The 12,764-nt window shown below is 71.2% G+C and carries 12 protein-coding genes; 1 reads left to right on the plus strand and 11 read right to left on the minus strand.

Features of this window, described 5'->3' with window-relative positions; all coding sequences use genetic code 11:
* The first annotated feature begins 209 nt into the window (after positions 1-209).
* Positions 210-1,334, plus strand: a complete 1,125-nt coding sequence (locus BKD30_RS05735) for a PrsW family intramembrane metalloprotease (protein WP_159440547.1) — start codon at positions 210-212, stop codon at positions 1,332-1,334.
* A gap of 24 nt (positions 1,335-1,358) precedes the next feature.
* Here the strand turns inward: BKD30_RS05735 and nusB are convergent, their stop codons facing one another.
* The 11 genes from nusB to rpsD all read right to left on the minus strand — a co-directional run bounded on the left by nusB (position 1,359) and on the right by rpsD (position 12,189).
* Positions 1,359-1,769, minus strand: a complete 411-nt coding sequence (gene nusB / locus BKD30_RS05740; protein WP_076703068.1) for a transcription antitermination factor NusB — start codon at positions 1,767-1,769, stop codon at positions 1,359-1,361.
* The gene (gene efp / locus BKD30_RS05745; protein WP_076703070.1) at positions 1,769-2,329 is read right to left on the minus strand and encodes an elongation factor P; all 561 of its coding nucleotides are present in this window, start codon (positions 2,327-2,329) and stop codon (positions 1,769-1,771) included. The genes nusB and efp overlap by 1 nt, the downstream gene beginning before the upstream one ends.
* A gap of 190 nt (positions 2,330-2,519) precedes the next feature.
* Positions 2,520-3,611: a 3-dehydroquinate synthase gene (gene aroB, locus BKD30_RS05750; RefSeq protein ID WP_076703072.1), complete on the minus strand. Its 1,092-nt coding sequence runs from the start codon at positions 3,609-3,611 to the stop codon at positions 2,520-2,522.
* Positions 3,608-4,207, minus strand: coding sequence for a shikimate kinase (locus tag BKD30_RS05755; RefSeq protein WP_076703074.1), 600 nt, complete (start codon positions 4,205-4,207; stop codon positions 3,608-3,610). The genes aroB and BKD30_RS05755 overlap by 4 nt, the downstream gene beginning before the upstream one ends.
* Complete coding sequence (gene aroC, locus BKD30_RS05760; protein WP_076703075.1) at positions 4,204-5,412, minus strand: chorismate synthase; 1,209 nt, start codon at positions 5,410-5,412, stop codon at positions 4,204-4,206. The genes BKD30_RS05755 and aroC overlap by 4 nt, the downstream gene beginning before the upstream one ends.
* A 29-nt stretch (positions 5,413-5,441) precedes the next feature.
* Positions 5,442-6,407, minus strand: a complete 966-nt coding sequence (locus BKD30_RS05765; RefSeq protein ID WP_076703077.1) for a shikimate dehydrogenase family protein — start codon at positions 6,405-6,407, stop codon at positions 5,442-5,444.
* Positions 6,404-7,591: an endolytic transglycosylase MltG gene (gene mltG, locus BKD30_RS05770; RefSeq protein ID WP_083956050.1), complete on the minus strand. Its 1,188-nt coding sequence runs from the start codon at positions 7,589-7,591 to the stop codon at positions 6,404-6,406. Before mltG ends, BKD30_RS05765 begins: the two co-directional genes overlap by 4 nt.
* A complete protein-coding gene (gene ruvX / locus BKD30_RS05775; protein WP_235861502.1) occupies positions 7,588-8,115 on the minus strand; it encodes a Holliday junction resolvase RuvX in 528 nt (175 codons plus the stop codon). Before ruvX ends, mltG begins: the two co-directional genes overlap by 4 nt.
* Positions 8,112-10,790: an alanine--tRNA ligase gene (gene alaS, locus BKD30_RS05780; RefSeq protein ID WP_076703081.1), complete on the minus strand. Its 2,679-nt coding sequence runs from the start codon at positions 10,788-10,790 to the stop codon at positions 8,112-8,114. Before alaS ends, ruvX begins: the two co-directional genes overlap by 4 nt.
* 68 nt (positions 10,791-10,858) lie before the next feature.
* A complete protein-coding gene (locus tag BKD30_RS05785) occupies positions 10,859-11,290 on the minus strand; it encodes a DUF948 domain-containing protein (RefSeq protein WP_076703083.1) in 432 nt (143 codons plus the stop codon).
* 272 nt (positions 11,291-11,562) lie between these two features.
* Positions 11,563-12,189, minus strand: a complete 627-nt coding sequence (gene rpsD, locus BKD30_RS05790) for a 30S ribosomal protein S4 (RefSeq protein WP_076703085.1) — start codon at positions 12,187-12,189, stop codon at positions 11,563-11,565.
* Between the last annotated feature and the right edge of the window lie 575 nt (positions 12,190-12,764).

Raw genomic sequence — 12,764 nt, forward strand, 5'->3', positions numbered from 1 at the left:
CTATGACCACCCCGGGCCGGCGGCAGGACCGCACGTTCGACCCCTACGATCAGTCGCCCTACCGGCCCGCGCCAGCGCCGGAACACGCGCCGCCGGCGTGGTCGGCGCCCGGGTGGCGCAGCCCGTCGCGGCCGCGGTCCTCCCCCGCCCCTGCGCGGCCGGTCGCGGTGGCACCGTTGTGGCAGGCACCCTCGAGGCCCCGGCGGGGCGTGGGCGGCACGGTCGTGCTCGTCCTGCTGTTCGTGTTCCTCGCCGCCGCGTCGATCGGCGTCGGTGTGCTGCTCGTGTCGCGGTTGGGCGCGGGCGCTTTGGTGATCTGTTGGCTGCTCGCGCTGGTCCCGTTGTCCATCGTGTTGCTGGCGGTCCGCTGGCTGGACCGCTGGGAACCCGAACCACCGGTGACGAAGGTGTTCGCGTTCCTGTGGGGGGCGGCCGGCTCGATCGTCGTCACGATGGCGATCGGTGAACCGGTGCGCCGTTACCTGCGTGCCGCCACCGATCCGGGCACGTCGGAGGTGCTGGGTACGGTGCTGCAGGCCCCGGTGGTCGAGGAGTTCGCCAAGGGGCTCGGCGTGCTGCTGCTCGTGCTGTTGCGGCGGCGGCACGTGGACGGGCCGGTGGACGGCATCGTCTACGCGATGCTCGTCGCGGCGGGTTTCGCGTTCACCGAGAACATTCTCTACTTCGGTTCCACCCTCGGCCGGGCGGGGGTGATCGACGCCTCCCTGGCGGCCGTCTTCATCGGCCGGGGCCTGCTCTCGCCGTTCGCGCACGCCATGTTCACCGGTTCTCTGGGCTTCGCCCTGGGCTGGGCGTCCCGCCGGCAGCACACCGTCCCGCTGCTGCTCGCGTTCGTGCTGGGCCTGGTGCCGGCGGTGGCGCTGCATGCGTTGTGGAACGGCGGGGCGACGCTGGCCGGCAGCTTCATCGGCTTCTACGTCCTGGTCGAGGTGCCCCTGTTCGTTCTCGCCGTCGCGGGCCTGGTGCTGCTGGGCCGCGGGGAGGTGCGGTTGACCCGGGCCAGGCTCGCCGACTACGTGCGCGCCGGGTGGTTCACACCGGCCGAGGTGCAGGTGCTCGCGACGCCGGCCGGTCGGCGGAAGGCGTTGGCGTGGGCGAGCAGCCGCGGCGCCCGGGCACCGATGAAGCGGTTCATCCGGGACGCCACGGCGCTGGCGTTCACCCGGCAGCGGATCATCGCCGGGTTCGACCGCACCGGGCGGCAGGGGAAGTCGGCTCGGCCGGGGAATGCCGTGTTGCAGCAGGAGGAGGAACTCCGGCTGCTGCACGCGGTCACCGCGGCCCGTGGCGAGGTGCTGGCCCGGACACGGTGACCGGACACGGTCACCGGACTCGGGTCAGGCCAGCAGGGTCGGCTTGAGCTGCTGGAGCCGGCCGAGCAGGCCGTTGACGAAGGACGGCGAGTCGTCGGTGGACAGTTCCTTGGCCATCGCGACCGCCTCCGCGACGGCCACGTTGTCCGGCACGTCGTCGTTGAACAGCAGCTCCCAGGCGCCGACCCGCAGCACGACCCGATCCACGGACGGCATCCGCTCCAGGGACCAGCCCTGGGAGTAGGTGGTCAGGTACTCGTCGATCTCGGTCTGCCGGCTGATCACCCCGTCGATGATCTGCTCGGTGTACTCCCCGTAGGTGGCCTCGGTGTTCCGCCGCCGCAGCGTGAGGATCTCCGCGGTCGGCAGCGACCGCTGCTCGGCCTCGAAGAGGATCTCGAAGGCCCGGCGTCGGGCCTTCCCGCGGGCACTCATCAGTTGACGCGGCCCAGGTAGTCCCCGGTGCGGGTGTCGACCTTGACCTTCGTGCCGGTCTCCAGGAACAAGGGCACCTGGATCTCGTACCCGGTCTCCACGGTGGCGGGCTTCGTCCCGGCCGAGGACCGGTCGCCCTGCAGCCCGGGCTCGGTGTACGTGATCTCCAGGACCACCGACGGCGGCAGCTCGATGGAGAGCACCTCGCCCTCGTGCAGGGCGATCTGCACGGTCTGGCTCTCCAGCATGAAGTTCGCGGCGTCGCCCACGGCCTCTCCGGCCACGGTCAGCTGGTCGTAGTCCGAGGTGTCCATGAACACGAAGTCGGCGCCGTCCTGGTACAGGTACTGGTAGTCGCGCCGGTCGACGGTCGCGAAGTCCATCTTGGTGCCGGCGTTGAACGTCTTGTCGACCACCTTGTTGGTGCGCACGTTGCGCAGCTTGGTGCGCACGAAAGCGCCGCCCTTGCCCGGCTTGACGTGCTGGAACTCGATGACGTTCCACAGGTTGCCCTCGAGGTTCAGGACGCTGCCGTTCTTGATGTCGTTCGTGGTGGCCACAGAGCGCTCTCTCGTCGTGATGATTGCCGGCGCGACGGAGGCCGGCACTGGCCGGGTCCGACACGGACGCCGGGTGGGCTCGAAAAAGCCACGGACCATGTTACAGGGCCGCCGCTGCCCCACGTGCTCCGATCATCCGCTCCGGCGCATCGGACCCGCCGGCGTCGCGTCCGGAAGCCGGCGGTGAACCTCAGTCGGCGATCTCGCCGAACGCGGTGAACAGCAAGGAGGTGTCGGGCACCTCGAGAATGCCGGGCCGGGCCAGGCCGTCCAGGACGATGAAGCGCAGCAGATCACCGCGCGCCTTCTTGTCCCGGCGCATGCCCTCGAGCAGCGTCTTCCACCGGTCCCCGCGGTAACTGACCGGCAGGCCGAGACCGGTGAGGATGGACCGGTGCCGGTCGGCGACGTCGTCGGGCGTCCGGCCCACCAGCCGACCCAGTTCGGCGGCGAAGACCAGACCGACGGAGACGGCGGCCCCGTGCCGCCACTGGTACCGCTCGGCCAGTTCGATGGCGTGGGCCAGGGTGTGCCCGTAGTTCAGGTACTCGCGCCGTCCTGACTCGTGCAGATCCGTCGAGACGATGTCCGCCTTGACGGTGATCGCCCGCTCCACCAGTTCCCGCAGCACGTCCGAGCCGGGATCGGTCGCCTGCTCGGGATGGCGCTCGAGCAGGTCGAGGATCACGGGGTCGGCGATGAAGCCGCACTTGACCACCTCGGCCAGGCCGGGGATCAGCTCGTGGGGCGGCAGGGTGGCCAGCGCGTCGAGGTCGGCGAGGACCGCGGTCGGCGGGTGGAACACCCCGACCAGGTTCTTGCCCTCGGCGGTGTTGATGCCGGTCTTGCCGCCGACCGCGGCGTCGACCATGCCGAGCAGCGACGTCGGCAGGTGCACGATCCGCACGCCCCGCAGCCAGGTGGCGGCGACGAAGCCGGCGACGTCGGTGACGGCGCCGCCCCCGACGGCCACGATCGCGTCGGAGCGGGTGAAGTCGTTCTGGCCGAGCACCTGCCAGCAGAACGCGGCGACCTGGATGTGCTTGCCCTCCTCGGCGTCCGGGATCTCCGCGAGCAGCGCGGTGTACCCGGCGTCGAGGAGCTCCTGCCGCACCGTCTCCCCGGTCGAGCGGAGGGCCCGCGGGTGGATGATCAGGACGCGCCGCACCCGTTCACCGAGGACCCCGGGCAGCGCACCGAGCAGACCGTGCCCGACCCGCACGTCGTACGTCTCGGCGCTGGTGGCTCCGGAGACCCGGATGGTCGTCGTCGTGGTGGTCACGCGTTCTCCTCCCAGTGCAGCAGGCGGTTGTTCAGTTCGATGGCGATGTCGTGGATGGGCCGGCCGGGCACGTCCAGGGTGATGTCGGCGAGCCGCTCGAAGGTGGGCCGCCGCTGCTCGTACAGCTCGGACCAGCGGCGGCGCGGGTCCGGTCGGAGCATCGGCCGGGTGAAGCTGCCGCTGATCCGGGGCAGCACGGTGTCCAGGTCGGTCTGCAGGTAGACGACGACGGTCTGGGCCAGGGCGTGGGCGACGGCCGGGTTCATCGGGGCACCGCCGCCGACGGAGAGGATCAGGGCCCCGCTGTCCGCACCGGCCGCGTTGGCGTGCACGTCGTGCGGGGGCAACCGGTGCTCGCCCAGCAGGTCGCAGATGGTCTGTCGTTCCAGCTCCCGGAACCGCTCCTCGCCCTGCTCGATGAAGATCTCCTGGATCGAGCCGTGCCGGCTGACGATGACCTGATCCGCGTCGATGAACGTGTAGCCGAACAGGTCGGCCATCCACATGCCGAGGAACGACTTGCCGGCCGCCATCGGGCCGATGATGACGACCGGCTTGAGCAGGGCGGCGGGGGGTGCCGGAGGATGCCGTCTCATCCGGCCACGCCGGGGCCGAACGAGTCCAGAGCCGCAGGCACGGCGGCGAGGAACGCGGCCAGGTTGCGGCGGGTCTCCGCCACCGAGTCACCGCCGAACTTCTCGGTGACCGCGTCGGCGAGCACGAGGGCGGTCATCGCCTCGGCGACGACACCGGCCGCGGGCACGGCGCACACGTCCGAACGCTGGTGGTGGGCCCGTGTCTGCTCGCCGGTGGCGACGTCGACGGTGCGCAGGGCGCGGGGCACCGTCGCGATCGGCTTCATCGCCGCTCGCACGCGCAGGGTGTCGCCGATGCTCATGCCGCCTTCGATGCCGCCGGCGCGGTTGGTGGAGCGGACGATGACGCCGCGCTCGTCGTGCAGGATCTCGTCGTGCGCCGCAGAGCCCCGACGGGTGGCGGTGGTGAACCCGTCCCCGACCTCGACGCCCTTGATCGCCTGGATGCCCATCAGGGCGCCGGCCAGCCGGGAGTCGAGCCGGCGGTCCCAGTGCACGTAGCTGCCCAGGCCCGGCGGCAGCCCGTAGGCGAGGACCTCGACCACGCCACCGAGGGTCTCCCCCTCCCGGTGGGCGGCGTCGACCTCGGCCACCATCGCCGCGGAGGTCGCGGGGTCGAAGCAGCGCATCGGGTCGGCGTCGAGCGCGTCGACGTCACCGGGCCCGGGCAGCGCAGCGTCGACGGGCACCGCGACGGGACCGATGCTCACGGTGTGGCTGACCAGGCCGATGCCGAGCTGGCGCAGGAAATTCGCGGCGACGGCGCCCAGCGCCACACGGGTGGCGGTCTCCCGGGCGCTGGCCCGTTCCAGCACGGGCCGAGCCTCGTCGAACCCGTACTTCTGCATGCCGGTGAAGTCGGCGTGCCCGGGGCGGGGCCGGGTCAGCGGGGCGTTACGGGCCAGCCCGGCGACCTCCTCGGGGTCGACCGGGTCGGCGGCCATGATCCGCTCCCACTTGGGCCACTCGGTGTTGCCGACCTCGACGGCGACCGGGCCACCCTGCGTCGTGCCGTGCCGGACGCCGCCGATGACGCGCACCGCGTCCTGCTCGAAATTCATCCGGGCGCCGCGCCCGTAGCCGAGCCGGCGCCGCGCCAGTGCGGCCTGGATCTGTGCCGTGGTCACCTCGACGCCGGCGGGAACACCCTCCAGGATGCCCACGACCGCAGGCCCGTGTGATTCTCCCGCAGTCAGCCAGCGCATGGTTCCCATCCTCGCACGCGCTCCGGCGGCTACTCGCGCCGGGGCAGCCCGACGGCGTCACACATGGCGTCCAGCAGCGCCGTCTCGTCGACCTCGGTTCCGGTACCGCCGCTCGCTGTCCCCGCCGCGAACCGCTCGGGCACGAACAGACGCACCTGTTCAACGGCCTGATAGAGCAGCATCTCCAGACCCGGCACGATCACTCCGCCGGCCCGAGCCCAGTGGTCGGCCAGCGCCGACGGCCACGGATCGTAGGCGGCGTCCAGCAGCACCGCACCGGACCGGACCGCGGTATGGGCCTGGACCATCGCGGCGGCGAGCCCGTCCGCGCCCCGCGGGGGCAGAGTGGCGATGACGAGGTCGGCCTCGGGCAGTTGGTCGACGGCGTCGTCCCAGTCGCAGAAGGTCAGCTCGACGCCGACTTTCCGCCCGACCCGCCGCACGTTGGCGGCGCGGGCGGAGTCCCGGACGAACAGGTCGACCTCCCGGGCCTCGAGCGCGGCCATGGCCGCGACCGCGGCGCTGGCCGTCCCGCCACCGCCGAGGACGGCGCCGCGCAGCCCGGGGCGCACCCCGGCGTGGGTGACCGCGTTGACGATGCCGTCGACGTCGGTGTTGTGGCCGGTCAGGACGCGCTCCCCGACGGGCCCGTCCACCGTGACCGTGTTGACGACACCGAGGGCCTGCGCACGACCGTCGAGCCGGTCCACCCGTTCGGCGGTGCCACCCTTCAGGGGCATGGTCACGGACAGTCCGGTCCAACCGTCCTCGGCGCGGACCCGCGCCAGAACCTCGTCGAGCTGGTCCAGGGTCGTGTCGATCGCCTCGTACCCGATCGCGACGTCGAGCATCCGGTAGGCGGCGGTGTGCAGCGCCGGCGACATGCTGTGGGCGATGGGGTGACCGAGGACGGCTGCCCGCCGGCCGGCATCCGGGCCGGGCGAACCGGACGACCGGCCGGACCCGCGCGGATCGGCCGCGTCGGGTGCGGTCACTTGCACCGACCGGGGTTCTGTGAACACCAGGCCGTGTACAGCTGGACGTTGCGCTGGTGCTCGGCCAGCGTCGTGGCGTACCTCGTCTCGCCGGTGTCGAGGTTGACCGTCACCCAGTAGTAGTAGGGCACCTTCGCGGGATTCTTCGCCGCGTCGATCGACTTCGTGCCGGGTGAGCCGATCGGCCCGATCGGCAGGCCGGGGTTGGCGAACGTGTTGTACTTGTTGCTCGCATCCTGCTTCTCCGCGATCGTCAACTCGTAGCTGCGCCGGTTGAGGCCGTAGCTGACGGTGGCGTCCGAATCGATGCGGCCGCCGGTCTCCTTGTTGTCCGGACTGAGCCGGTTGTAGATCGCGCCGGAGACCTTGGCGTAGTCGGCCTCCCCCGCCTCCGCCTCGATGATGCTGGCGATCGTGAGGAGTCGGAACTGTTCGCCGGGGTCGGTCACCCCCATGTCGGTGAGGGTCTTCTTCGTGTTGTTCACCATCTGGGCGATGATGTCCTTCGGCTTCGAGTTCAGCGGGAACCGGTACTCCCCCGGGCGCAGATATCCCTCGAGGTTCGGGGCCTTGGCGGGCAACCCGAACTGACGCGGGTTCTTGGCCAGGGCCTGGAACTCGTCGACCGGAATGTTGGTCGCCTTGGCGAGGACGTCGAAAACCTCGCTCTGCCGCGCGTTCTGGCTGATCGCTGCATACTGCACCGCGTTGGTGGTGGTGTCGAGCATCGCGGACAACGCGTCGGAGGCCTTCATCTCCTTCTTCAGCTGGTACTGGCCGGGCTGGATGAACTTGCCCCCGCCCTGCTTCTGCAGCGCCTCGTTGAAGGCCTTGACGCTGGCGACCACGCCCTGCTCGACCAGCGTGTTGCCGATCGCCAGGTTGGTGTCACCCTTGGTCACCGTGACGACGGCGGTGTCCCGGCCCGGCCCCGGGTAGTCCGGCGTCTGGAACCGGGCCATGAACGGCAGCACCAAGGTCGTCGTGAGCACGACGACGGCGGCGACGACGAGGGCGAGGGCCGCGATCACGACGGCCGTGCGGCGCCGGCGGACGCGCCGGGACGGCCGCGCACGGCGGTCCCGATCGCGGCGGCCGTCCTCGTCGTCGGGGCCGAAGCCGGGGATGGCGTCCAGGGAACCGGTGCTGGTGTCCTCGGAACGGTCGTGGGAGAGAGGGCTCACGAGCGGTCTCCATGATCGGGCGGGGTGTCCGCCGGGGTGGTCGGTGGGACGAGTTCACCGGGCCGGCGGCCCGCGCGCAACCCGTCCAGGGCCTGTTGCAGGATGCCGGTGGCGGCCACCTGGTCGACCCGGCTGCGGTGCTTCTTCATCGGCAGGCCCGCGGCGTGCAGCGAACGGTGCGCGGACACGGTGGTCAGTCGTTCGTCGATCAGCCGCACCTCCACGTCGGGCCTCAACCGGTCGGCGAGGCGCTGGGCGTAGTCCCGGGCCATCCGAGCACTGCTTCCTTCCTCCCCCGCCAGCGTGCGCGGCAGTCCGACGAACACGCCGACGGCGCCGCGCTCCAGTATCTCGCCCACAATAGTCGCAATGTCGCTGTCGGCGTCCGCATCGCGGGGCACCGTCGCGACGGGCGTGGCCAGGATCAGGTGGGGGTCACTGGCGGCGACGCCCACGCGGACGGCGCCGACGTCGACGCCGAGCCGCACGCCCGCCGGCGCTCCGGCCCGGCCGTCAGCGCTCACGCACGGCCCGCCACGGCGTCGCGCACGGCGGCCAGCGCGGCCGGGATCTTCCCGGCGTCGGACCCGCCGCCCTGCGCGATGTCGTCCTTGCCGCCGCCGCCGCCACCGAGCACTCCGGCGGCGGTGCGCACCAGGGCACCCGCCTTCACGCCGGCGGCGCGGGCCGCCTCGTTGGTGGCCACGAGCACCTGGGGCCGGTCCTTCGCGACGCCGGTGAGGGCGACCACGCCGGGGCCGGACCCGAGCCGGGTGCGCAGGTCCAGGGCCAGGGTGCGCAGATCGTCGGCGCCGGAGACCTGACCGGCGTCGTGGACGATCAGGCGCACGCCGTCGACGTCGGTCGCGGTGTCGACCAGGGTGGCGGCCGACGCGGCGAGCGACGCGGCGCGCAGCCGATCGAGTTCCTTCTCCACCGCCTTGAGCTTGTTCAGGGTGGCGGTGAGCCGCTCGGGCAGCTGCGGCGAGGGCACCTTGAGCATCTCGGACAGCTCGGTGACCAGGGCGCGCTCGGCGGCCATGTGCCGGAACGCCTCCATGCCGACGAACGCCTCGACGCGGCGGTTGCCCGAGCCGACGGACTGTTCGCCGAGCAGGGTGAGCGAGCCGATCAACGACGTCGAGTCGACGTGGGTGCCGCCGCACAGCTCGCGCGACCAGGCACCGTCGATCTCGACGACGCGCACGGTGTCTCCGTAGTTCTCCCCGAACAGGGCGGTGGCGCCGAGCGCCTTGGCCTCGGCCAGCGGCATCACGCGGGTGAGCACGTCGTGGTTGCTGCGGATGGCCAGGTTGCTGACCTCCTCCACCTCGCTGCGGGCGGCGGTGGACAGCTGCTCGCCCCAGGCGAAGTCGAATCGCAGGTAGCCGGCCTTGTTGAAGGAGCCGCGCTGCAGCGCCTCGGGGCCGAGAACCTGGTGCAGGGCCGCGTGCACGAGGTGGGTGCCGGTGTGCGCCTGCTCGCCGGCGTGCCGACGCTCCCGGTCGACGTCGGCGGTCGCGACCGCACCCGGGTAGACCTCGCCCTCGCGCACGATCGCCCGGTGCACGCTCAAGCCCTTGACCGGGGCCTGCACGTCGGTGACCTCGAGGACGTACCCGTCGCCGGTGATCAGGCCGGTGTCGGCGGCCTGCCCGCCACCCTCCGCGTAGAACGGGGTCTCGTCCAGGACGATCTCGATCTCGTCACCGGCACCGGCGCTGCCGGTGGCGGCACCGCCGAGCAGGACGCCACGTACACGGGACGCGGTCGTCAGTTCGTCGTACCCGGTGAAGGTGGTCCCGCCCTCGGCCATCAGGTCGCGGTAGACGCTCAGGTCGACGCCGCCGGCCTTCTTGCCCTTGGCGTCGGCGCGGGCGCGGTCGCGCTGCTCGGCCATCAAGGTGCGGAACCTGGTCTCGTCGACCTGCAGACCGGCCTCGGCGGCCATCTCCAGGGTCAGGTCGATCGGGAAGCCGTAGGTGTCGTGCAGGGTGAAGGCGTCCTGCCCGGACAGGTCGGTGCCGGCGGCGCGGGACGCGGCGACGGCCTCGTCGAGCCGGGTGGTGCCGGAGGCGATGGTGCGCAGGAACGCCTTCTCCTCCGCGTAGGCGATGCGGCTGATCCGGGCGAAGTCCGCCTCGACCTCGGGGTAGGTGCCCTTCATCGCGTCCCGGGAGGCCGGCAGCAGTTCGGGCAGGCACGCCTGCTCGACGCCGAGCAGGCGCATCGCGCGCACGGCGCGGCGGATCAGGCGGCGCAGGATGTAGCCGCGGCCCTCGTTGGACGGGGACACGCCGTCGGTGATCAGCATCAGGGCCGAGCGGACGTGGTCGGCGACCACGCGCATCCGCACGTCGTCGTCGTAGGCCGGGTCCGTCTTGTCCTCGGTGCTGGTGTACGTCTTCCCGGACAGCCGGGCGGCGGCGTCGAGCACGGGCCGGACCTGGTCCGTCTCGTACATGTTCTCGACGCCCTGCAGGATCATCGCCAGCCGCTCGACGCCCAGGCCCGTGTCGATGTTCTTCTTCGGCAGTTCGCCCAGGATCGGGAAGTCGTAGCCGCTGCCCTCGCCCCGCTGGTACTGCATGAACACGAGGTTCCAGATCTCGATGTACCGGGTGTCGTTGACGGCCGGGCCCCCGGCGGGCCCGTACTGCTCCCCCCGGTCGTAGAAGATCTCCGAGTCCGGGCCGGCGGGGCCGGGCTGGCCGGTGTGCCAGTAGTTGTCCTCCATACCGAGGCGCTGGATGCGCTCGGCGGGCACACCGATCTTCTCCTGCCAGATGGTGGCGGCCTCGTCGTCGTCCAGGTACACCGTGACCCACAGCCGCGCCGGGTCCAGGCCGTAGCCACCGTCCGCGACCGGCGTCGTCAACAGCTCCCACGCGAACGTGATCGCGCCGTCCTTGAAGTAGTCGCCGAAGGAGAAGTTGCCGGCCATCTGGAAGAACGTGCCGTGCCGGGCGGTCTTGCCGACCTCGTCGATGTCGAGGGTGCGGATGCACTTCTGCACGCTGGTGGCCCGGGAGTAGGGCGGGGTCTGCCGGCCCGTGAGGTACGGGATGAACGGCACCATGCCGGCGATGTTGAACATCACGGTCGGGTCCGAGGAGACCAACGACGCCGAGGGGACGACCTCGTGCCCCCGCTTGGCGAAGAAGGACTTCCAGCGGTCGGTGATCTCGTGCGTCTTCATGGTCGGCGGGCGGTCCTTCGCGTGGTCGGAGGGGAAAGGGTGGGACGGGACGGTGGGGCTGAGGGCGGTCAGGCGGTGGGCGGCCCGGCGGCCGTTCCAGCGCTATGACCGGTGCTCTGGGTGGCGGGTGGCGTGCCGGTGCTCAGTGTGGCGTGTGCCTTCTTGCTGCGGGCGGCGCGGCGCCGCTGCCCGAGGGCGGCGAGCCGGCCGAACGGGGTGCCGATCAGCGCCGTGACACTGGCCGAGAGGGCCGAGATGCTCGCGGCGGTCGCGGCGAGGTGACGGGAGATCTCGTCGACGCGGCGCAGCTGCTCGTGCGTGGTGGCGACCGTGCCGGTGACCTCCTGCAGCAGTGGCGTCGTCTCGTCGCTGACACCGCGGATGGCGCGCCGGGCCTCGTCGAACACGGCACCGAGTTTGAGGATCGGGACGGCGAGCAGGATGACGAGCACGGCGAAGACGCCGGCGGCGATCAGCCCGGCGATGTCACCACCACTCATCGGGTCTCCTCGTTGTCGGTGCTGCTCGATCTGGCTCGGTCACGGATGACGAGCTGGCCGCTCTCGTTGCTGCCGGTGCGGATCGACGCGGACGGCGGCCGGCCCCGATCCACTCTAGAACGTGCGTCTGTGCGGCGGGAACGTCGTCGAGCGGGTCCCCGGAGGCACGGGTCCCCGGAGGCGCGGGTCCCCGGACGCACGGATCGTCGGAGGCACGAACAGCCCGCGGCGGCGCCGCGGGCTGTTCGTCCGGTCTCGAGGTGGAACTCGGGTCAGCGAGCGTAGTACTCGACGACCAGCTGCTCCTCGCAGGTCACCGGGACCTCGGAGCGCTTCGGGCGGCGCACCAGGCGCGCCTGCAGCTGCTCCAACTGAACGTTCAGGTAGCCCGGGACGTTCGGCAGCACGTCGCGGTGGGCGCCGGCGGCGGCGACCTGGAAGGGGGTCATGGTCTCGCTGCGCTGGTGCACGTGGATGGTCTGGCCCTCCTTCACCCGGAACGAGGGGATGTCCACCCGGCGGCCGTCCACCATGATGTGGCGGTGGGTGACCAGCTGGCGGGCCTGCGCCATGGTGCGGGCGAAGCCGGCGCGCAGGACGAGGGCGTCCAGACGCATCTCGAGCAGCTCGATGAGGTTCTCACCGGTCAGGCCGTCGGTGCGACGGGCCTCGACGAAGATGCGCTCCAGCTGCTTCTCCCGGATGCCGTACTGGGCGCGCAGCCGCTGCTTCTCCCGCAGCCGGACCGCGTAGTCGGAGTCCTGCTTGCGGCGGGCACGGCCGTGCTCGCCCGGCGGGTACGGCCGGCGCTCGAAGTACTTGGCGGCCTTCGGGGTCAGGGCGATGCCCAGGGCCCGGGACTTGCGCGCCTGACGGCGCACACGTGCTTGTGCAGTCACGTCTACCTCTCGGTGGTTGCGGTGGCCGGCGGATCCTCGGATCACCGGCTCATGTCTGTGTGGTCTGGCCTCCGTCACGATCCGGAACGACGTGGTGGTTCTCGACGGTGTCCTGTCGAGAACGTCTCGTCCGGCCGTGGAGCGGAGAGCGTGGCGCAGCCGCTACCCGTGCTACAACCGCCACGACCCGCACGCAGCCTCCCGGTTCGCACCGGAGACGCGTGGAGGATTGCGGCGGCTTGCCAGCCAACCGGTCCATCCTACCGTACGCAGCGCCCTCGACGGCTCTGGCGTCGGGATGGTTCAGGAGCGCCTTTGCGCGATCCGCTGCACGTTGGTCGACACCTGTGCCTTCAATTGCAGCAAACACCCATTCGTGTGCTCAAGAAGAGCCCTTCTTGGAGCGTTCTCTTCTCGTGAGATGAACCCTGATCCACCGGTGAGGTTGGTGGGGTGAGCGTGGCGGAGAACGAGAATGCCCCCTTGAGCTGGGAAGATGTCGATTGCGACGTCTAATCCACCCAGTCAAGAGGGACACCTCGTAAGTGAAAGCTTCTCACACGATCCGGCCGGTT

Origin of the sequence: Tersicoccus phoenicis (assembly GCF_001968835.1) — a bacterium.
Lineage (GTDB): Bacteria > Actinomycetota > Actinomycetes > Actinomycetales > Micrococcaceae > Tersicoccus > Tersicoccus phoenicis.

Bases quoted from the DNA above. Each gene is read 5' to 3' on its own strand.
- aroC (WP_076703075.1), bottom strand. From the start codon at position 5,412: ATGCGCTGGCTGACTGCGGGAGAATCACACGGGCCTGCGGTCGTGGGC.
- BKD30_RS05785 (WP_076703083.1), bottom strand. From the start codon at position 11,290: ATGAGTGGTGGTGACATCGCCGGGCTGATCGCCGCCGGCGTCTTCGCC.
- alaS (WP_076703081.1), bottom strand. From the start codon at position 10,790: ATGAAGACGCACGAGATCACCGACCGCTGGAAGTCCTTCTTCGCCAAG.
- nusB (WP_076703068.1), bottom strand. From the start codon at position 1,769: ATGAGTGCCCGCGGGAAGGCCCGACGCCGGGCCTTCGAGATCCTCTTC.
- BKD30_RS05755 (WP_076703074.1), bottom strand. From the start codon at position 4,207: ATGAGACGGCATCCTCCGGCACCCCCCGCCGCCCTGCTCAAGCCGGTC.